This is a genomic window from Mycobacterium sp. GA-1199 (genome assembly GCF_001500045.1).
In the GTDB taxonomy this organism is placed as follows: domain Bacteria; phylum Actinomycetota; class Actinomycetes; order Mycobacteriales; family Mycobacteriaceae; genus Mycobacterium.
This window is the reverse complement of the sequence record NZ_LQIX01000023.1, coordinates 340468-360262: the sequence shown is the minus strand read 5'-3', so window position 1 is coordinate 360262 and position 19795 is coordinate 340468. Positions and strand designations below refer to the sequence as shown.

Below are 19795 nucleotides of genomic sequence, written 5' to 3'. Positions count from 1 at the left end.
CACCGGAAATATTTCTTCTCGTTTGTGAGAATGGTGTTACTTTCGCTCGGCATCGTGCTTTCGCGGACGAAGTAGCCATCGATGGCGCGCTACGTCACCGGTCAGACGCTCGGCGTCGACGGCGGCCACTACACGATGATCTCTAGGGCCTGGTCTCATCGGACATCGAGGGCCTCCTCGCCGCCGCATACTGCCGTTTGCTATCTTGAGAATCAATATTCTCACGTTGGAGGTGCTGGTGGAGGACTCAAGCGCATTCGAAGTCTGGGATGCCGACAACCACATGTACGAGACCATCGACGCCTACACGCGGTACCTGCCTGAGAAGTACTCGGAAGCGTTGAAGTTCGTCGACGTCAACGGCCGCAAGAAACTACAGATCCTCGGCGTCATCACCGAAACCATCCCGAATCCGACCTATGAGGTGATCCCCACTCCCGGCGCGTGGGCCGACTACTTCCGGGGCATAAATCCAGAAGGCAAGACACTGCGGGAGCTGGCCGAGCCCATCCGGTGTCCCGACGAGTTCCGCCGTCCCGACCTGCGTCTGGCATTGATGGATCGCCAGGGCGTCGACGGCGCGGTGATGTTCCCGACCACCGCAGGCATGCTGGAGGAGCGGACGAAGTCGGATACGGAACTCACCCACGCGGTGACGCATGCCTTCAACCGCTGGCTGCTCGAGGACTGGACCTTCAACTACCAGAACCGGATCTTTCCCGTGCCCGCCATCTCGCTCAACGATCCCGCGTTGGGTGTGAAGGAGCTCGAATGGTGCCTGGACAACGGTGCCAAGACGGTACTGATCCGTCCGGCCCCGGTTCCGCGCGAAGACGGCACGTCGCGCTCGGCCGCTCTGCCCGAGTTCGATGACTTCTGGCGACTGGTCGAGTCGTCGGGCATCTCGGTGCAGATGCACAATTCGGACTCCGGCTATGAGCGCTACGTCGATGACTGGGAGGACCCAGCGGAGTTCAACGGATTCGCGCTGAGCAAGCTGCGCGGCTTCATCTACGAGGAGAGCCGCAATATCTTCGATACGCTCGCTGCCTTCATCGCTCACGGCGTGTTCGAGCGCTTTCCCGGGGTACGCATCGGGGTGATCGAGAACGGGGGCTCCTGGGCGCACCGCTTGTTGGACGTTTTCGACCGCGTGTACCACAAGCGGCCGTACGACTTCAGCGAGCATCCCAGCGACGTCTTCCGCAGACACGTGTGGGTCAACCCCTTCCATGAGGAAGACATGTCGCACCTCATCGACATCCTCGGCGCCGACCGTGTGATGTTCGGTTCGGACTACCCTCATCCAGAGGGCCTCGCAGAACCGGCGGATTTCGTCAAGGAACTCGAGGGGCTGCCCGCCGAGACCACCGCCCGGGTGATGGGCGGCAACCTCAAACAACTGATCGGCGTCTAGCCGAGCCCGCCGACCACTGACAGCAGTCTGTTGGCTAGGGCATCAGCTGTCGACAGCGCCCTCACGCAGAAAGTTCACGGTGTATTGCTGGCTCGTCAAACCCTTCGCTTCGAGTCCGACGAGCGAAAGCAGCTGCTCCCACTTGTCGGGGTCGACGAACCAGTCCCAACGGGTCACCTTGCCATCCTCGTTGATCCAGATGTAGTCCCACTCCCGCAGTTCCAACACCGTCCCGTCGGCGAGCGTCCCCGCGTAGGTGTCGCAGGACGAGAAGCCCCAGTCTCCGGCAATACATTCGAACGGACTGACGAGGCGATAGTCCGGCATGTGCTTCCACCACATGCGCCATTCCGCGGTGAGCATGTCGCCGTCGGGCGCGTACTTGGCCATGGCCGCCGCGACCTCGTCAGAGAACATCTCGGCTGCCGACTGGCGGGCGCCATCGTTGAAATGGGGACTCATCATCACGTAATCGGCTGCAAATACGAAGTTCTCACCAAAATTCACGTGGCGGCCGCGGTCGATGGGTTTGGCATAGCCCTCCCATTTCTGGAAGGCAATCTCTTCGTTGACGGCTACGCGATCGCTGTTCATGTCTTCCTCTCCACTAGCCCAGCTCGGCGAATGTCTTCAAGTACCGCCACGCAATATCGGGTGGTATGCCACCACAAAGCGGATTGATATTGAACACTTCGCCTGCGGCAAGGCGAGCCTTCGCTTCATCGACCGACAGGATCACATGCGACGACGTCTTGCGAAGCTCGTCGACGGTCTTGGCGGTGGTGATGTTGGCCGATACGGTGTTGTCAGGGTTCCAATCCGCGTACGCCATCGCATCGTGCAGAAGGTACTTGCCGATCTCCTCCCACGCGGCGTCGACATCGTCGGCGACGAAACAGTTGGTGGCGGCGTTGCGGTCGGGGATCAACATGAATCCGGGCTCGAACCCGTTGTCGCGGCATGCCTTCTCGTATGCCTCCTGCATACCGGGTACGCCGCCGTTGGCAAGTAGCCCGAGACCGTTCCGCCCGGCGCGCCGAGCGGCAGCAAGGCTGGCCCCACCCCAGCTCATCATGGGACCATCCGGTGTGCGAGGTCGTGGTGTCACCTTCATCCGGCGACCCTCGTACTCGACTTCCTCACCGGCCAACAAACGGCGCAACATGCCGAGTTTCTGGTCCGCGATCTTTCCACGCTCGGACAACGACAGGCCGAAATGCTCATACTCCTGCGCGCGGTAGCCGATTCCGAACACATAGGTGGCCCGTCCACCGCTGATGTGGTCCAGTACCGACATGTCCTCGGCCAGGCGTGCCACGTCATAGAAGGGAAGGAGAATCACCAAATTCAGCATGAGCTGCTTGGTCCGGGCGGCGATCGCCGAGCCCAGCAGCAAGGGCGACGGTAGATAACCGTCGTCGGCACAATGATGTTCGCACAACACCGCCGCTACGCAGCCTCGAGTTTCCGCCCATTCCGCCATGTCGCATGCTGCGGCGTACAACTCCGTCGGCGGTGCCCCGATCGACGGCGCGCGCATATCGAAGCGAAGAGTGAACATCTCGGTGGCTAACTTCCCTCGCGGTCGTCAGTACCCATGACTTCGGCGGACATCTGCATGATCAATCGGACCACCTCGTTGCGAGACATGGACTTGAAGAGCTCAAAGGCCATCCGGACGTCATCGCCGGTGGCAATCGTCGGTCCGTTGCCAAGGTTGGCGAATGCCTCGTCGACGACGCTTGCAGCAGTGACCGCGCCCTCGGGAACCTCGTCGATGGACGCCAGGCGCCCGCGCTCGAACTCCAGCTTCCGCAGCGCCGGGGTATCTGTCATGCCGAGGACCAGTCCGAGCACATCGACACCCTTGTCGTGCAATTCCACCCACAAGCCCTCGGTGAACACCATGTCGAAGGCTTTGGTTGCGCCGTAAGCCACCATGTTTCGGCCACCGGCCAGTGCCGCACCCGACGTGAAGTTCACGATGCCACCCCTCCCCCGCGCGACCATCTGGCCTGCGAAGTGGTGACACAACCGCATCAACACCAGGCAATTGCGTTGCAACAGGTCTTCGGCTGCGGACACCGGATTGACAAGGAAGGGCTGGTAATTCGGATCACCGCCAGCGCAGTACACGAGCATGCCTATCTCGAGGTCATCGGTCGCCTCGATGACTCTTTGTGAAGCGTCAGGCTCGGTGAGGTCGACGGCGACTGTCCGCGTCTCGGCGTTGCTGCGCTCGCGGATTCCCTTGGCGACCTCGTCGAGCAAGTGCTGGCGACGGGCCACGAGCGTGACATTCACGCCCTCGCTCGCGAGACGCTCTGCGAACAGAGCACCGACACCGTCGGATGCGCCGACCAGCAGTGCCCACGGCCCATACTTCGCGGCGATGTCGGTCACGGTGCCGGCACCGCCGCCAGGCGAACGGACGTGTAGGAGCGACGGGCGATCCGCCAACCGTCCGCGGTCCATACGGCCTGGTCGTCGTAGTACCCGACAGGATTCGCACCCGATCCGTCCTCGAGGAGGATCAAGGCGTCGACATACGTACGCATCGTGGCCGTGTCGCCGTCGATGTCGACGGCCTGATTGGACACGCGGTGCATGGTGTGGGCCGCCATGACGTGCGCCGCCGCCATGAACTCGGCAACCTCGGCACCGCCCGTCCACTGACCGATCTCGCCGTAGTCCACTTGGGCGTTTTCGGTGAAGACCTCTGTCAGCAACGAGTACCGCCGGCTGTCAACGGCGGTGGCGTAGCGAATCGAAAGCTCGACGAGCTCGTCTCGATCACTCATGTGCTGTCCCCGTTCGGGTGCACGATGATTCGCGGCGGCCCGTCGGATCTGCGCGCCTCGTCGAGTGCGCTGGGCACGTCATCAAGGCCGATGATTCTGCCGACGCTGGGCATCGGGTCGAGGCGTCCGTCGACGACCGCATCGAGTACGCCGTACCAGTCCTCCGGCATCGGCCCACCGCCGAAACGCAACGTCAATCCCTGGCGGGTTGCTTCGGTGATGTCCAGTGTGTCCCCCGTATACCAACCGCCTGCGCAATAGATGCGGGTGTAGAACTCCGCCTCCGTGACGAGTGAGTTGATGAGGCCCGGGGCTCCTACGCATTCGAACACCACCGCCGTTCCGGACATGTGGCGTTGCCGGCGCACGTCGCGGAAGACGTCGAACACAGACCGTTCGGCAGGATCGTGCAGGACGTGTGCGCCGAATCCGGAGCGCGCCAGTTCGCGGCGGTCCGCGTTGTAGTCGGAGACGATGATCGGCTCGATGCCGCGGGCAGACAGCGCCGCGACCGCCGACAGGCCGATGGCGCCGGCGCCGACGACGATCGGGATCTCCCCGGGTTGAACGTCGGCGACTCGGACGTAGTACTCGCCGACAGCGAAGGCGTCGACGAGCGCGATTGCGTCACTGGAGACGGACCCGTCGACGACCCTCGCGGTCGCCTCCGACACGACGAGAAGTTCACCGAAGCTGCCCTGCGCCTCGGGATGCTGGCCGATGATGCGCAGACCACCGGTTCCGCCGTCCACCAACCGGATAGGCATGGAGGTCACCCGGGACCCGATCGGAAACGCGTCACCACAGCCGGGACCGTGTCCGATGACCTCGCCGACGAATTCGTGGCCCATGACGATGTCTCGGTCGGCGTCGTACAGCGATCGCCCCGTCGGATCGTCGATCGCGAGTTCGGGATGGTCCATGAAATGGACATCCGACGCGCAGATCGCGGTGCTCAGCGTTTTCAACAGCAGGTCGTTCGGACCCGGGACCGGGTCGGCCGTCTCACGAACGGTCAATTCGCCGGCACGCAATACGACTGCCCGCAATGGACGCACCCTCCACCAGCTGATAATCTCGAATATCCGAGAAACATTTTTCGTATTTCAGAGTCACCGTAGAATTCAGCCGAAAAGGAGTCAAGAGTGCAGGGGGCCGGTTCAGCTCCGACCGAGCGGGTGCTCGACATCATCGAGGCACTCAGCCGCACCGATGCTCGTGGGTTGCGGTTCTCCGACCTCGCGCGACGACTCGACCTTTCCCAAGGGACCGCTCACGCCATCCTCACTACCCTTCAGAATCGCGGATGGGTCACCCGCGATCCCGTATCCAAGAAGTTCAATCTAGGCCCGGCGATGGCCCTCATCGCGTCCCGCCTGGACGCCGAGCGTCCGACCGCCGCAGTCGCACGCAGCGCCATCCGACGCCTCGCCGAAAAGACCGGCATGGCGGCCTCTGTCGTCGAGCGTATTGGAGACGACCTGGTTATCACCGCGTTCGAAGATTCCTCGCATTCGCCGCCTGCGGCTCTTCCGAACGATCGGATCCCGTACGCGCCGCCGTTCGGAATTGCCTGTGCGGCCTGGGATTCCACGGCCGAGCAAGAAGCATGGATTCAACGTGGCGCAGCGGGGGATGCGTCTCTGGCCGAGCGCCTACGCGCGGCGCTGACGCACACCCGCGGCCGTGGGTACGACGTCGACTGGATGACTCCGGCGCTCGCGGAAGCAGTGCACGCCATCGGCACGCTGTCGGATGACTCCGTGCCGGGCAATTTGCGGTCGGTTGTCGACCAGCTCCGAGTCGAGTTCATCGCTACCAAGATGCTGCCCGATGAAAGTTTCCGTGGCGGGCACCCGGTCGCAACGATCTCGGCTCCCGTGCTCGATTCAAACGCCCGAGTGCGACTGATCTTGGGTGTGCACCCGCTACGTCGGATGACCATCCGCGAAACACGCACCGCGGCCGAGCCGCTGCTGCGCGAAATTGCACGCGTCACCGAGGAGCAAAGCGCGCACGCAACTCGTTCTTGAGAACCTTCCCCGTGAGGTTGCGTGGGAGTTCGTCGACGACCTCGAGCCGCTCCGGTGCCTTGTGTTTACTCAAACCCAAGTCCTGACAGTGCTTTGCGAGATCGGACAGCGTGACGTCAGTGGTTGCCACCACGACCGCGCACACCCGTTCGCCGGTGCGCGGATCCGGCACCCCGATGACCGCGACGTCGGCGACGGCGGGATGGCTGGCCAACACGCCCTCGATCTCGAGTGCGGAGATGTTCTCCGCGTTGCGGATGATGGCGTCCTTGATGCGCCCGGTGATCGCGACGTTGCCGTCGTGGTCGATCAGGCCTCGGTCACCGGTGCGAAACCAGCCGTCGGCGTCGAAGGCGTCGGCGTCCAGCGCCGCATCGACGTAGCCGAGGAAGCACTGCGGCCCCTTGAGTCGCAATTCTCCTTCCTCGCCCACCCCAACCTCGCGCTCGTTCTCGTCGACCACGCGTATCGAGACCCCCGGCACCGGCCGTCCGACGGTGTGATCGAGAACCTCCGGTGCGCCGTCCGGCGGCGGCGAGGTCACCACCGGAAACTCGGTCAGGCCCCAGGAGTTCGCGATTCCCGCTACCGAAAGCGTCTCCCGTGCTTGGCGTCCTAGCTCGGGCGTGATCGGCGCACCTCCCCCGACACACCCGCGCAGATCGGGGAAGAGCGGCTCGGGGCCATGCTCCCGCTGCGCAGCCATATAGGCGACGAAGAAAGGTGTGGCCGAACCGAGCATCGTCGGACGATGCGCGGCCACGGCCTTCGGCGTGGCGACCGGATCGAAGGTGTCGAACAGGACCAGGCGCATACCGGTGAGCAGGCTGGCGGCCAGCATCGCGGCGCCGCCGATGTGCGAGACCGGAAACGCGATCGGGTTGGTGTCGTTGTTCGAGGCGCCGAACATGCCCACCACCCCGGCCGACCCTGCGATCACCGAGCGGTCACAGTGCCGGATACCCTTCGGCGCCGCGGTCGTGCCCGATGAGTAGTACACCCACCGCGTATCCTCGGCGTCCGTCGGCGGCGCGGGCAGAAGCGCCGGATCACCCGACGGCAGCCGGAGGTCCCCGGTGATCGGCGCGCTGTGGTCGACCACCACGACCGTCATCGGTCGTTCGCGTATCAACTCGTCGGCGAGCGCGACATGATCGAAGTCGCGCCAGACACCGGGAACGATGAAGACCTCGGCGCCGAGCTGGTTAGTCACAAAACGGATTTCGCTCTCGCGCCAGATCGGCAACACAGGATTCTGGACCGCGCCGAGACGGGTCAGAGACACCATCACCACCATCGTCTCCAAGGTGGTCGGCAACTGCCACGTCACCACGGTGCCTCTGGTGACGCCGCGTTCGAATAGCGCTGCGGCGGTGCGCTCCGCCGCATCGTGCAACTGGCTATTCGTCAGGCTGCGACCGTAGTCGTCGATGAGTACGACGCGGTCGGGGTGGTTCTGGGCCGCCGCTTGGATCAAACCCCAATAGGTTTGCGCCATCAGTGAGTCGGTAGAAGGAGGCGTCGTTTGGCCAGGATGTTGCGCATCATCTCAGAGCTGCCACCGGACACGGTGTATGCACGGGACCACAGCCAGCATTCTTTCAGACGCTGTTTGGCAAGCGCCACATCCGGATCGGCGGCGGCGGTGCACACCATCGTCGACAGCTGCGCGCCGTAGGCCGAAACCCGGTGATAAGTCTCGGCGAAACTGAGCTTGGCGATGGAACCGTCGCCGGTCTGCTCGGCGCCGGCCACCAGGCGTTCGACATGGTCGTCGATGAACGCTTTCGCCACCTCGACCTCGACGGCCAACTCCGCGACCTGGTGCCGGATGTCGGCGTGTTGAAGTGCAGGCATGTCGTCGATGCGACCGTGACGGGCCACCGTGACCAGATCGTCGATGAGAAGTTCCAGCAGGATGACGTTGCCGCCGATGCCGAACCGTTCAAAGTCCAGTCCCGCCATGATGATCGACCAGCCCCGGCCGGGTTCTCCGATCAGGCTGTCGGGAGGGATCGTCACATCGTCGAAGAAGACCTCGTTGACCTCGATCGCCTCGTTGATCGTGCGGATCGGCCGGATCTCGATGCCCGGTGAGGCCAACGGCACGATGAACGCGGACAGCCCGTGATGACGCGACGACGACGGGTCGGTGCGGATCAGGGCCAAGCCCATGTCGGCCCAGTGCCCGTCGGTGATCCACGTCTTCTGGCCGTCGATCACCCATGACCCGTCCGGCCGCTGCGTGCCCTTACAACGCACGGCGGCGATATCGCTGCCCGCATCGGGCTCGCTGAGCAGCTGGCACCACACGTGCTCGCTGCTCCGGATCGGCGGCAGCAGAGCGGACTTCTGCTTGTCGGAACCGAAATGCAGCAGCACGTGGGCCGCCAGGTTGACCTGATCGACGGGGCGCGGAGCGCGGGCACGCAGGATCTCCTCGGAAACGATCCGATCGTGCAGGGGATGGTGATCGGCGCGGCCGCCGTATTCGACGGGCCAGTCCGCGCCGACGAAGCCCGCGTCGAACAGCGAGGCGAACCATGTGCGCAGCAGTGCCTCTTGCACGCCGGTCTCCGGCGCCCGGTGTCCCTCTCGGGCCTCGAACGGCGGTGCGTGTTCAGCGATGTGTGCCCGGACGCGGTCTCGGAACTCGGCGAGTTCGGCCTCCGTTGGCCGGGTCCCCGGGGCGCTCACCAGCCGGCCCTGTCGGCGAACAGGACGCGACTGGAGCGTGCCGTGCCGAGTAGACACGCATTCGTGAACACCCGTCGCAGTTCATGATGCAGCGGGTATTCCCAGGTGAATCCGATGCCACCCGAAAGTTGCATGCACTCATCGACGGCCGCCGTGGTGTTCGCCGCGATGAACGAATGCGCAACGACGGATAATGTGACCGCATCGCTCGTGGCGCTATCGGCGGACAGCGCGCGGGCAGCCTTGGTGAGGACGGCGCGGGCCTTGGCCTCGAACACCAACAGCTCCACCAGACGGTGTTGTACCGCTTGGAAAGTCGCGATCGGCACGCCAAAGGCGATTCGTTCTTTGAGGTAGGCGACCAGCCGCTCAAAGGTGGCCGACAGTGCGCCGAGCGAATCCGCACTCTGCAGGATCCTGGCCATTGCGAGTAGTTGTTCCGCTCGTTCGGGTCCGCCGATGGCCATGCTCGGGGCTCCGGAGAGTTCGACACGCCATACCGGCCGGTTGACGTCCAGCAGTTCGTCGTCGGCTTCCCGCGGCAGGGAGTTCGCCGCCTCGAACAGCTGAATCCCGTTGGCGCCAAACGTGACAATGATGTCCACCGAATCGGCGCCCGACACTCGCGTGACATCAGCGGCCAGGGCACACGCCGCCGCGCCCGTCCCATCGAGCATGGCGGGCAACCATCGGTCACGGGCTTCGGGTGGGGCCGAGCTCAGGGCCGCAGCAGCGATGACGCTGCCGAGCCAGTGCGTGGAGTTTCCCGACCGTCCGAGTTCCTCGGCGATCACCGTCGTCTCCACCGGGCGCCACCCACTGCCGCCGAGACCCTCGTCGACCAGTAGACCCGTCCAGTCCATCGCGGCGAGGTCTTTGAGGGAGTCGCGCGTTCCGCATCCGGCCAGGAAGTCTCGCGCCGCGCCACGTACCAGTTCGATGTCGACCGCATCGTCGAGGGCGGCATCCCCCTCAGTGCCCACCGGTGGTCAGCTCCGCAGCAGCAGCTGTTCGGCGTTGTCGCGCATGATGCGCCGCTTCGCCGCGTCGTCGAGCGGGTCGAGGAGTTTGAGGAAGTCCGCCGGTTCGGCCAGCCCCTCGGCATGCGGGAAATCCGAACCCATCACCAGCACGTCGTCGTAACCCAGGCTGGTGACGATGCCCGGGATGTCGTCCTCTGGGTACGGCACGACGCGAACGTGATTCCGGAAGATCGTCGACGGCCGCTCGGTCAGCTTGCCTCCGATCCATGGGCCGTTGCGGCCCATGCCGCGGCTCTTGTCCATGTGTTTGAGGAAGAACGGCACCCACTCGGCGCCGTGCTCGGCGACCAATACGTTGAGCTTTGGGAAGCGGCCGAACAGATTGTCGAAGATCAACGCCGAGAGCGTGTCCTCGATCGGGCGCTGACCGTAGATGTTCATCCACTGCCACGCCGACATGTGCCAGGACGCCGGGTCGGGATTGTGCCCCCAGGCAGGCGAGATCGCATTGAAGTACCAGAACGGCATGATGTGGTACACCAGCACGCAGCCGGCCTCCTGCAGCCGCGAGTACACCGGGTCGAAATACGGATCGCCCGGCGACCGCCCGTAGGCGGGTCCGGTCGGCAGCATCACGAACTTCGCACCCTCCGCGATGATCGCCTCAGTCTCGGCGATCGCCGAATCGAGGTCGCGCAGGGACAACAGCGCGGTCGCGTAGATGCGGCCCTCGAAGTCGAAGCCCCACTCGTCGTCGATCCAGCGGTTGAACGACCGCAGATTCGCGTACAGGGCCGCTGTGTCGTCGACGTAGTGTTCGGCGGCCAGCGCCATCCCGCTCGGATAGATCACCATCCGCTCGACGTTCTGCTTGGCCATCACCGCGAGCCGCGCAGAACGTTCGATGTATTCCGGCTGCATGGGCTGTGGCTCGTAGGACTCCTCGGGGTTGCCCGAGCCCATCTGGCGCAGCATCTCCTTGAGCGAACCGGGGCGATACGCCACGTCCAGGCCGAGGCCGCCTTCGCTGTTGAACGTCGCGACGCGGTGACCGGCGAGAATCACCTCCACACCGTCTGCGCCCCGCACCGTCGTGATGGCTCGGTCCTTGAACTCCTCGGGTAGATACCGGGTGAAAGCGTCGCGCGTCTCATAGCAGTGCGTGTCGCAGTCGAAAATGCCGTAGTCAATGGTCGTCACCGCGCCGCTCCTTCGTGCGAGAATGCTTATTCTCTCTTTCAGGAAAAGATACTATCCTCGATCGGTAATGCCTATCCGGGGTTACCTCCGATCGAACGGTGTCGCCGTCGGATCGGTCGCCTCGTCGCAGGTCACCGCGTCAGTGCGGAAGGAAAACATGACTGCACCAACGGTATTCGCCGTAGCCGGCGTGGACGGTGTGCATGTCTACGGCTGAGGTGGTCGATCACCGCGACCTGCGCGAGGCGGTCCGCGATTTCCTCACCGCCAGGTCGCCAAGCAGCGCCGTGCGAGCCGCGATGGATTCTGCGCCCGGCTATGACGAGCGGGTTTGGCGCGAGTTGACCGCCGACCTCGGCCTGGCCGCGATCGCCGTGCCCGAGGAGTTCGGAGGGGCGGGCGCGGGCCTGCCCGAACTCGCGGTTGTCTTCGAAGAGATGGGCGCGGCCCTGCTGTGCGCCCCGTTCTTCTCCACCGTGGCGCTCGCGATCCCGACGCTGCTCGCCAGCGGTTACGCGGCCGCGATGCGGGAGTACCTACCCGCACTCCTCGACGGGTCAAGGACCGCCACCGTGATCTTCAACGGAAGTCTCGATCCATGGGACCCCGACGCCGTGACGCTGTCGGCGCACAGCGACGGTCCCTCTTATGAGCTCCACGGGAACGCCGCGCTTGTTCTCGACGGTCATACGGCTAATACCGTTCTGGTAGCGGCGAATACCGCCGCGGGCACATCGCTGTTCGCAGTGGAGGGAGACGCCGACGGCCTCAGTCGTGAACCGTTGACGACGCTCGACCGGACGCGAAAGATCGCGAAACTGGACTTCGAAGCCGTCCCCGCGCGGCTCATCGGGAGCGACGGCGCCGCCGCACCCGCCCTCGAACGCGCACACCGAGTCGCGGTCATCGCGCTGGCCGCCGAACAGCTCGGAGCGGCGCAGCGATGCCTCGACATGGCCGTGGGCTACGCGAAAGAACGCATTCAATTCGGCCGTGCCATCGGCAGTTTTCAGGCCGTCAAACACCGCTGCGCGGACATGCTCGTGCAGGTCGAGGGGGCGCGTTCGGCCGTGCGGCACGCCGCCAATCTGCCCGAGGGTGAGGAGCAGGCGGTGGCGGCTTCGGTGGCCAAGATGGCCTGTTCGGAAGCGTTTCTTCAGGCGGCACTGGACAACATGCGGATCCACGGCGGCATCGGGTTCACCTGGGAGCACGACGCGCATCTCTACGTCCGTCGCGCGAAAGCCACCCAACTGATCTTCGGCACCCCCGACTACCACGCACAGCGCCTGGCAGAGCTCGTCACATCATCAAGCCACTAGCCGGAAGGACAACCGTGACCGTTTCATATTCGCTCGAACTCCCCACCCAGCGGGTGGAGCAGGCATCGGAATTCGTCAATGCCGAAGCGATCGCCGAGATAGCGAGCGCCGCCGAGTCCAGTGGATTCGCCGCTGTACACGTCACCGACCACCCGGCACCCGATGCCAAGTGGCTCGACCACGGCGGGCACCACGCCCTTGATCCGTTCGTCGCGCTTTCGTTCGCCGCAGCGGCCACCACCGACGTGAAGCTGCTGACCAATGTCTACATCGCCGCCTACCGCAACCCCTTCCTGGGCGCGAAGTCGATACAAAGCCTCGCCGTCCTGTCCGGCGGCCGCCTCATCCTCGGCACGGCCGCTGGCTATCTGAAACCGGAGTTCAAGGCGCTCGGAATCGATTTCGACGCCCGAGGTGCGCTGCTGGACGAGGCGCTCGACGTCCTGAGCCGAGTGATGACCGGTGATGACGTCGCCTACGAAGGATCGTCGTTCGCCGCGCGCGGTGTGCGTCTGCGACCGGTGCCTGCGGCCCCGCCCATCTGGGTGGGCGGCAACAGCAAGCCCGCCGTGCGTCGCGCGGTGTCTCGCGCCCAGGGGTGGGCGCCGTTCAACACCTTCGGCTACGCCGCGGCGTCCCGAACCGCGGAGATCTCCTCCCTCGAGGACCTGGAGGCCGCGATCGTGTGGGCCAAGAAATACGCTGCCGAAATCGGTCGAACCGAGCCGCTGGACATCTGTTTCTCGGCGGGGAACCTGCTCGACGACAGCAAGTCCGCCGACGAACGGCACGCCATCATCGCGAGGCTCGAAGCCATGGGCGTGACATGGCTGACCATCGCCCCTGCCGGCGCCGACCGCGCCGAGGTGATCGATCGCGCGCGGGCGTTCGCTAGGGAGTTCATCGCGTGACCCTCTCGGCCTTGACGTAAACAGAAATTGCCGACAAGCGATAACGTCTGTTCTCATGCCTAGACCAAGCCTGAACGACCTCCTCAATCCCGCCACGACCGCGCTGGTCACCCAGGAGTGCCAGGGCGGGGTGATCGGCCCGCAAGCCGGTCTACCGATGCTCGCAGAAGAGGCACGCCGCGAGGCGATCCCGAACATCGCGCGATTGCTCGATGCGGCCCGCGCGGCGGGGGTGACGGTGGTGCACTGCCTGATCCAGAAGCGCCCCGACAACCGCGGTTCGAACACCAACGCCAGGCTCTTCATGGCGGGTAAGTCCTTCGCCGCGGACCTCACACCCGGGAGTCCGGGCGCCTCCGTGCTGCCGGAACTGAATCAGGCCCCTAGCGACATCGTCCTCACCCGTCTGCATGGCGTCGGGCCCATGACCGGCACGGACCTCGACTCGGTCCTTCGTAACTTGAATATCAAAACCATTGTGGGTGTTGGCGTTTCGGTCAACATCGCGATCCCGAACTTCGTCATGGACGCCGTCAACCGGAGTTACCAGTTCGTGCTGCCGCGCGACGCGGTGAGCGGGTATCCGCGGGAGTACGCGGAATCGGTCATCGACAACTCATTGGCGCTGCTCGCGACGGTGACGACGACGGACGACATCGTCCAAGCCTGGAAGGAAGTCCGCACCTGAGCCGATATGGATGTCACCAACTCAGGGTGATAACGTCGTTCTCACCAGCCGTAAATGATCATATCCGCTGCTCTTAGGAGGTCGGCCACATGTCACCCCGGTCCCTGCCGTACCCGGTCTTCGACATCGACAACCACATGTACGAGACGACCGACGCGCTCACCAAGTATCTGCCGAAGCAGCACCGCGGCAAGGTCGGCTACGTCGAGGTCAACGGGCGGCCGAAGTTGGTCGTCAAGGACCACATCAGCCATATGATCCCCAACCCCACGTTCGAACGCGTCGCTCGCCCGGGCAGCGCTGAAGACTACTTCCTCGGCAACAACCCCGAAGGGCTGAACTTCCGCCAGTTCGTCGGGGAGCCAATGGATGTCATCCCAGCGTTCCAGGCGCCCGCACCCCGGCTGGAGCTGATGGACGAACTCGGCATCGACCAGTGCGTCATGTACCCCACGCTGGCCAGCCTCATCGAGGAACGCACCACCGACGACGTCGTCCTGACCCATGCGATCATCCACGCCCTCAACGAGTGGATGCACGAACACTGGACGTTCAACTATCGGGACCGGATCTTCGCCACGCCGGTGATCTGCCTGCCGCTGGTCGACGAGGCCATCAAGGAGTTCCGCTGGTGCCTCGAGCGCGGCATGAAGACGTTCCTCGTGCGGCCTGCCCCGGTGCCGAGCCGGTTCGGGGGCTCGCGCTCGATGGGCCTGCCGGAGTTCGACCCGTTCTGGCAGGAGGTCGTCGACGCCGGCATCCCCGTGACCTTCCACGCAGCAGACAGCGGCTACCAAAAGCACCTCATGGAATGGGAGGGCGGCGACGAATACCTGTCGTTCACGCCCAGCGCGCTGCGCGAGGTGGTGATGGGCTTCCGAGCGATGGAGGACACCCTGGCCGCCCTGATCTGCCACGGTGCGCTCTCGCGCTTCCCCGACCTGAAGGTACTCGTGGTAGAGAACGGCAGCGGCTGGGTGCGAAACCTGCTGCGGCTGCTGGACAAGGCGTACCGGACGATGCCGAAGGAATTCGACGAGCATCCCGTCGAGGTGTTCAAGCGCAACGTCTACATCCACCCGTTCCTCGAGGACGACATCAAGGGAATCATCGAAATCATGGGCGAGGACCATGTGATGTTCGGCTCGGACTTCCCGCACCCCGAGGGTATCGGCGATCCGCTGAGCTTCGTTGACCGGCTGGAGGGGTTGTCGGAGACCACGAAGGCAAAGATCATGGGTGGCAACGCCATCGAGCAACTGGGCCTCCAAAAGGTCCCGGCATGACGCAGACGACCGCGTCGCCGACGGAATACGACGGGATCGCTGCTTTCGAAGAGCACGTGGGCGAGCATCTGGGGTACAGCGCATGGCGGCAGGTCACCCAGAGGGAGATCGATCTGTTCGCCGAGGCGACGGGTGACCACCAGTGGATCCACGTGGACGCCGAGAAGGCGGCGAACGGGCCCTACGGCAAGACCATTGCTCATGGCTATCTCACGCTGTCGCTGGTTCCCATTCTCGTGCAACAGATCTACAAGGTGACCGGCTTGTCGATGCAGGTGAATTACGGCGTGGACAAACTACGGTTTCCGGCGCTCGTTCCCGTCGACTCGCGCATCCGCGCGGGCGCGGAGTTGATCAAGGTGGACCGCACCGAGAACGGCGCGAGGGCGACTGTGCGGGTCACCGTCGAGGTCGAGGGCTCCGAACGGCCGGCCTGCGTCGTCGACACCATCGCTGCGATGGTCGACTGAGCAGGTAGTTCGATGAGCGCTGAAATACGAGGAGCGACTCGGCCTGCTCGGCGAGAATCGGCGTCACCTGGATGCCCGGCGAACCCGTGCCGATCACGCCGATCTTCTTGCCGCTTAATTGCGGATCGTTGCGCGGCCGCGCCGCCGTGTGTACGTCAATGACAACATGCCTTCACCACCGCGGGGCGAACACCGCGACTCCGTGCGGGCGATACACACGTACGGACACATCAACGTTTTGACCGGGGATCAGGCGATCGTCGGCGGCCGTCACGTAGTCGAGGTTTGGGACCGGAGGCCGTCGACCTGCCAGGATCTTCCACGCTTGCGGGGCCGACATCGTCTCTACGTCGGGGAACTCGGCGTCCATGGCACGCATCAGTTGCTGCACGCCGTCGTCCATGGATTGCACGGTAATGCACCGCCCTCGCCGCGCGGTCCCTAATCTGGACACGTGTCCAGAATTGCCTCGGTGACGTGTCCGCTGTGCGAGGCGATGTGCGGGTTGCAGGTGTCCATCGACGGCGATCGGGTCACCGACATCCGCGGTGATCGCGATGATGTCTGGTCGCGGGGCCACCTCTGCCCGAAGGGCACGTCGCTGGCGCATCTGCACACCGATCCAGACCGCCTTCGGCAACCCATGGTGCGGACGCGCACCGGTCACGCAGCCGTCTCGTGGGACGATGCCTACGCCGAAGTCGAGCGGGTACTGCGACCGGTACTCGACCGCCACGGCGTCTCCGCCGTCACGGTCTATGTTGGCAACCCCGTCGCCCACAATCTCGGGCTGAGCACTCACATCGGCGCGCTGATCGGCATGGCGCAGGCGGCGGGCATGCCAACCTATTACTCCCCGGGCACCGTCGACCAGTGGCCGCTCAACCTCGTCAGCGCGCTGCTGTTCGGTCATATGTGGAACGCGCCGATTCCGGACGTCGACCACACCGACCATCTGATGATCCTCGGCGCGAATCCCTCTGCGTCGCAGGGCTCGATGCTGTCGGCGCCCGATCTGATGGGCCGGCTCGCGGCAATTCGCCGCCGCGGTGGAACCGTCACCGTGGTCGACCCGCGGCGCACCCCGACGGCGCACCGCGCCTCGCAATGGATACCGATCAGGCCGGGCACTGACGCGCTACTACTGTTCGCCATCCTGCACACGTTCGCCGAGCGCGGCTGGGTTCGTCGACCCGCGCATCTGAATGGCCGCATCACCGGTCTCGACGAGGTCATCGCGATGGCCGGCGAATTCTCGCCGGAAGCCGTCGCCACGACCTGTGGCATCGACGCACCGACGATTCGTCGACTCGCATCCGACCTCGCCCACGCCGAACGTCCGGTCCTCTACAGCCGCATCGGCGCATGCACGCAGGAGTTCGGCACGCTTTCTACCTGGCTCGTGTTCGTGGTCAACATCGCGCTCGGCTCGCTGGACATTCGCGGTGGCGCCGTCTTCCCCAAGCCCGCGACGTGGTCGCCGATGTTCATGAAGCCGCCCGACCAGGACGGTGACGGCTGGCAGTTCGGCCGCTTCCGCAGTCGCGTGCGGGGGGCACCGGAGGTGTTCAGCCAGTACCCGATCAGTTGCCTTGCCGAAGAGATCGACACCCCGGGCGAGGGCCGGTTGCGCGGGCTGATCACCGTGGCGGGCAACCCTGTCGTGTCGGCGCCGGGAGCGCGGCGGCTCGACGCGGCGCTGCCGCGCCTTGACGCGATGATCGCCGTCGACAGCTGGCTCAACGAGACCACTCGCCACGCCCATGTCATCCTGCCCGGACTGTCGCCACTCGAGCGGCCGCACGCCGACGGCCTCTACTGGATCTACGCGATCTCGTCATGCCTCAAGTGGTCGGAGCCGGTGTTCGCGCCCGAGCCCGATCGGCCTTCGGAGTGGGAGATCCTGCTGCGCCTCGCGGGCGCGATGGTCGGCACGCCGATGCCTGACGTGGATGTGGCCGCGATGGACGACCTTTACGTGGCGGGCCTGGTGGCCACCGCGTGCTTGACGCCGCACAACCCGCTGTCCGGCCGTGACGCGCAGGAAGCGACCGCCGCGCTGAAGGGAATCGGCCCAGAACGGCTGGTGGATCTCGGAATTAGGCTCGGCCCATGGGGCGACGATCTCGGTGCGCGCCCAGGCGGGCTGACGCTCGATGAGCTGAAGCGGCATCCCCACGGCCTGCGGCTCGGCGAGCTCGAGGGCGGCAGGCTTGATGAGGTGCTCTGCACCCCTTCCGGCACGGTCGAATTGGTGCACCCTCAGATCGTCGGCGACGTGCCGCGGCTGCGCGCGCGGCTGTATCGCGGCGCCGACGAGCTGGTTCTGACGAGCCGTCGACATCTGCGCTCGAACAACTCGTGGATGCACAACGTGCCGGCGCTGATGCGCGGAAAGGACCGCTGCACGCTGCTCATCCATCCCGACGATGCCGCGCGCGTCGGCCTGCGGTCGCGCGACGTCGCGCAGGTGTCGACATCCGAGGGCACGGTGACGGTGTTGGCCGAGGTGTCCGATGAGATGATGCCCGGAGTGGTGTCGCTGCCGCACGGCTGGGGTCACGGCCTCGACGGCACAAATCTCCGCGTCGCCAACGACCACCCAGGCGTCAACTCCAATCTTCTCAACCCGGCCCATCTGATCGATGTGCCCAGTAATACTCAGGTGGTCAACGGTGTGCCGTGCCATGTTCGTCGCGCCCGAGGAGATCAGTGATGGCCGCTCCAAATCTGCCGCCCGGCTTCGACTTCACCGATCCCGAGATCTACGCGACGCGTCTGCCGATGGAGGAGTTCGCCGAGGTCCGACGGGCCGAACCGATCTGGTGGAATGAGCAGCCACCCGAGGTGGGCGGGTTCGGTGACGGTGGCTTCTGGGTCGTGAGCAAGCATCGCGACGTGCGCGAGGTGTCGCTGCGCAGCGACGTGTTCTCGTCGGCGAAGAAATCGGTCGTGCCGCGCTACAAGGTGACGGGCGGCGGCGGTCAGATCGAGGCGGGCGCGCTGTCGCTGATCATGATGGACGACCCGGAGCACACCCGGCTGCGCAAGATCATCTCGCGCGGGTTCACGCCGCGAGCGATCGAACGGTTGCGCGCGGAGCTAAACGACCGCGCACAACGCATCGCCGCCGAGGCCGCCTCGCAAGGCTCCGGCGACTTCGTCCGGCAGGTCGCCGCCGAGCTGCCCCTGCAGGCGATCGCCGAGCTGCTCGGTGTTCCGCTCGAGGACAGGGGCAAGCTGTTCGACTGGACGAACCAGATGATCGGCGGCGACGACGATCCCGAATTCGCCGACTACAACCCGCTCGAGTCGACGGCCGAACTGATCTGGTATGCCATGCAACTGGCGGCGCGCAAGAAGCAGGAGCCCGGCTTCGAAGGTCGAGATATCGTCAGCACGCTCATCGACTCCGAGGCCGACGGCAATCTGACCGAGGCCGAGTTCGGCATGTTCGTCGTGACGCTGACGGTGGCGGGCAACGAGACGACTCGCAACTCGATCACCCAAGGCATGATGGCGTTCACCGAATTCCCCGAGCAGTGGGAGCTGTTCAAGGCGCAGCGGCCGAAAACCGCTGCCGACGAGATCATCCGATGGGCTTCGCCGATCACCGCGTTCCAGCGCACCGCGCTGGTCGACACCGAACTAAGCGGCGTGACGATCAAGAAAGGCCAGCGGCTGGTGCTCTTCTACCGGTCGGCCAATTTCGACGAGGACGTGTTCGACGACCCGTACAGCTTCGACATCATGCGGTCACCAAATCCGCATGTGGGGTTCGGCGGCACGGGCGCGCACTACTGCGTCGGCGCCAACCTCGCTCGGATGACCATCGACCTGATGTTCAACGCGATCGCCGACCACATCCCGGACCTCACGCCCGTCGCTGCGCCAGAGCGGTTACGACACAGCATGATCAACGGCATCAAGCACTGGCAGGTCGACTATCGGTGAGCCGCGCGGGCGGTCGCCCAGGAGGTGCTTGTT

The 19795-nt window shown here is 64.8% G+C and carries 19 protein-coding genes; 9 read left to right on the top strand and 10 right to left on the bottom strand.

The annotated features are described in order from the left end of the window. Positions 1-232: 232 nt before the first annotated feature. Entirely contained in the window at positions 233-1417 is a 1185-nt protein-coding gene (locus AU198_RS16900; RefSeq protein WP_082691077.1) for an amidohydrolase family protein, read from the top strand. Positions 1418-1459: 42 nt separating this feature from the next. Here AU198_RS16900 and AU198_RS16895 read toward each other — a convergent pair whose 3' ends face one another. Genes AU198_RS16895 through AU198_RS16875 form a run of 5 tightly spaced genes read right to left on the bottom strand, consistent with a single transcriptional unit; the run spans position 1460 to position 5267 of the window. Beyond that, complete coding sequence (locus tag AU198_RS16895; RefSeq protein WP_064349414.1) at positions 1460-2011, bottom strand: nuclear transport factor 2-like protein; 552 nt, start codon at positions 2009-2011, stop codon at positions 1460-1462. Between the two features lie 13 nt (positions 2012-2024). Continuing rightward, a complete protein-coding gene (locus AU198_RS16890) occupies positions 2025-2978 on the bottom strand; it encodes an LLM class flavin-dependent oxidoreductase (RefSeq protein ID WP_064349412.1) in 954 nt (317 codons plus the stop codon). An 8-nt stretch (positions 2979-2986) separates the two neighbouring features. Continuing rightward, on the bottom strand, positions 2987-3820 hold the full coding sequence (locus tag AU198_RS16885; protein WP_231744694.1) for an SDR family NAD(P)-dependent oxidoreductase: 834 nt from the start codon (positions 3818-3820) through the stop codon (positions 2987-2989). Continuing rightward, the gene (locus AU198_RS16880; protein WP_064349410.1) at positions 3817-4218 is read right to left on the bottom strand and encodes a nuclear transport factor 2 family protein; all 402 of its coding nucleotides are present in this window, start codon (positions 4216-4218) and stop codon (positions 3817-3819) included. Before AU198_RS16880 ends, AU198_RS16885 begins: the two co-directional genes overlap by 4 nt. Continuing rightward, positions 4215-5267, bottom strand: coding sequence for a zinc-binding dehydrogenase (locus AU198_RS16875; protein WP_064349409.1), 1053 nt, complete (start codon positions 5265-5267; stop codon positions 4215-4217). The genes AU198_RS16880 and AU198_RS16875 overlap by 4 nt, the downstream gene beginning before the upstream one ends. Before the next feature lie 96 nt (positions 5268-5363). Between AU198_RS16875 and AU198_RS16870 the strand changes: the two genes are divergently transcribed. Next, positions 5364-6251: an IclR family transcriptional regulator gene (locus tag AU198_RS16870; RefSeq protein WP_064349407.1), complete on the top strand. Its 888-nt coding sequence runs from the start codon at positions 5364-5366 to the stop codon at positions 6249-6251. Here the strand turns inward: AU198_RS16870 and AU198_RS16865 are convergent. The 4 genes from AU198_RS16865 to AU198_RS16850 are packed head-to-tail and all read right to left on the bottom strand — an operon-like array spanning position 6214 to position 11131. Continuing rightward, positions 6214-7749 carry a class I adenylate-forming enzyme family protein gene (locus AU198_RS16865; RefSeq protein ID WP_064349405.1) on the bottom strand — a complete coding sequence of 512 codons (1536 nt, stop codon included), beginning with the start codon at positions 7747-7749 and terminating at the stop codon, positions 6214-6216. The genes AU198_RS16870 and AU198_RS16865 overlap by 38 nt on opposite strands. Next, the gene (locus AU198_RS16860) at positions 7749-8948 is read right to left on the bottom strand and encodes an acyl-CoA dehydrogenase family protein (RefSeq protein WP_064349404.1); all 1200 of its coding nucleotides are present in this window, start codon (positions 8946-8948) and stop codon (positions 7749-7751) included. The genes AU198_RS16865 and AU198_RS16860 overlap by 1 nt, the downstream gene beginning before the upstream one ends. Next, entirely contained in the window at positions 8945-9931 is a 987-nt protein-coding gene (locus AU198_RS16855) for an acyl-CoA dehydrogenase family protein (RefSeq protein WP_064349402.1), read from the bottom strand. Before AU198_RS16855 ends, AU198_RS16860 begins: the two co-directional genes overlap by 4 nt. 6 nt (positions 9932-9937) lie before the next feature. Beyond that, positions 9938-11131 carry an amidohydrolase family protein gene (locus tag AU198_RS16850; RefSeq protein ID WP_064349401.1) on the bottom strand — a complete coding sequence of 398 codons (1194 nt, stop codon included), beginning with the start codon at positions 11129-11131 and terminating at the stop codon, positions 9938-9940. A gap of 203 nt (positions 11132-11334) precedes the next feature. Here AU198_RS16850 and AU198_RS16845 point away from each other — a divergent pair, with 203 nt between their 5' ends. The 5 genes from AU198_RS16845 to AU198_RS16825 all read left to right on the top strand — a co-directional run bounded on the left by AU198_RS16845 (position 11335) and on the right by AU198_RS16825 (position 15808). Beyond that, on the top strand, positions 11335-12453 hold the full coding sequence (locus AU198_RS16845; protein WP_064349399.1) for an acyl-CoA dehydrogenase family protein: 1119 nt from the start codon (positions 11335-11337) through the stop codon (positions 12451-12453). A gap of 14 nt (positions 12454-12467) precedes the next feature. Next, the gene (locus AU198_RS16840) at positions 12468-13364 is read left to right on the top strand and encodes a TIGR03619 family F420-dependent LLM class oxidoreductase (protein ID WP_064349397.1); all 897 of its coding nucleotides are present in this window, start codon (positions 12468-12470) and stop codon (positions 13362-13364) included. Between the two features lie 55 nt (positions 13365-13419). Further along, a complete protein-coding gene (locus tag AU198_RS16835) occupies positions 13420-14052 on the top strand; it encodes a cysteine hydrolase family protein (protein WP_064349395.1) in 633 nt (210 codons plus the stop codon). An 89-nt stretch (positions 14053-14141) separates the two neighbouring features. Continuing rightward, on the top strand, positions 14142-15338 hold the full coding sequence (locus tag AU198_RS16830) for an amidohydrolase family protein (RefSeq protein ID WP_064349394.1): 1197 nt from the start codon (positions 14142-14144) through the stop codon (positions 15336-15338). Continuing rightward, entirely contained in the window at positions 15335-15808 is a 474-nt protein-coding gene (locus AU198_RS16825) for a MaoC family dehydratase (RefSeq protein ID WP_064349393.1), read from the top strand. The genes AU198_RS16830 and AU198_RS16825 overlap by 4 nt, the downstream gene beginning before the upstream one ends. Before the next feature lie 172 nt (positions 15809-15980). Here AU198_RS16825 and AU198_RS16820 read toward each other — a convergent pair whose 3' ends face one another. Beyond that, positions 15981-16211 carry a hypothetical protein gene (locus AU198_RS16820; RefSeq protein ID WP_064349392.1) on the bottom strand — a complete coding sequence of 77 codons (231 nt, stop codon included), beginning with the start codon at positions 16209-16211 and terminating at the stop codon, positions 15981-15983. Positions 16212-16262: 51 nt separating this feature from the next. On the opposite strand from AU198_RS16820, the gene AU198_RS16815 reads away from it, so the two are divergent. Together AU198_RS16815 and AU198_RS16810 are read left to right on the top strand one after the other, a co-directional pair. Beyond that, a complete protein-coding gene (locus tag AU198_RS16815; RefSeq protein ID WP_286141475.1) occupies positions 16263-18524 on the top strand; it encodes a molybdopterin-dependent oxidoreductase in 2262 nt (753 codons plus the stop codon). Then, a complete protein-coding gene (locus tag AU198_RS16810; RefSeq protein ID WP_064349391.1) occupies positions 18524-19762 on the top strand; it encodes a cytochrome P450 in 1239 nt (412 codons plus the stop codon). Before AU198_RS16815 ends, AU198_RS16810 begins: the two co-directional genes overlap by 1 nt. Positions 19763-19795 lie beyond the last annotated feature (33 nt).

Excerpts from the sequence above, each read along its gene's own strand:
- AU198_RS16895 (WP_064349414.1), bottom strand. The coding sequence starts at position 2,011 with ATGAACAGCGATCGCGTAGCCGTCAACGAAGAGATTGCCTTCCAGAAA.
- AU198_RS16890 (WP_064349412.1), bottom strand. The coding sequence starts at position 2,978 with ATGTTCACTCTTCGCTTCGATATGCGCGCGCCGTCGATCGGGGCACCG.
- AU198_RS16880 (WP_064349410.1), bottom strand. The coding sequence starts at position 4,218 with ATGAGTGATCGAGACGAGCTCGTCGAGCTTTCGATTCGCTACGCCACC.
- AU198_RS16865 (WP_064349405.1), bottom strand. The coding sequence starts at position 7,749 with ATGGCGCAAACCTATTGGGGTTTGATCCAAGCGGCGGCCCAGAACCAC.
- AU198_RS16845 (WP_064349399.1), top strand. The coding sequence starts at position 11,335 with ATGTCTACGGCTGAGGTGGTCGATCACCGCGACCTGCGCGAGGCGGTC.
- AU198_RS16835 (WP_064349395.1), top strand. The coding sequence starts at position 13,420 with ATGCCTAGACCAAGCCTGAACGACCTCCTCAATCCCGCCACGACCGCG.
- AU198_RS16830 (WP_064349394.1), top strand. The coding sequence starts at position 14,142 with ATGTCACCCCGGTCCCTGCCGTACCCGGTCTTCGACATCGACAACCAC.
- AU198_RS16825 (WP_064349393.1), top strand. The coding sequence starts at position 15,335 with ATGACGCAGACGACCGCGTCGCCGACGGAATACGACGGGATCGCTGCT.
- AU198_RS16820 (WP_064349392.1), bottom strand. The coding sequence starts at position 16,211 with ATGGACGACGGCGTGCAGCAACTGATGCGTGCCATGGACGCCGAGTTC.
- AU198_RS16810 (WP_064349391.1), top strand. The coding sequence starts at position 18,524 with ATGGCCGCTCCAAATCTGCCGCCCGGCTTCGACTTCACCGATCCCGAG.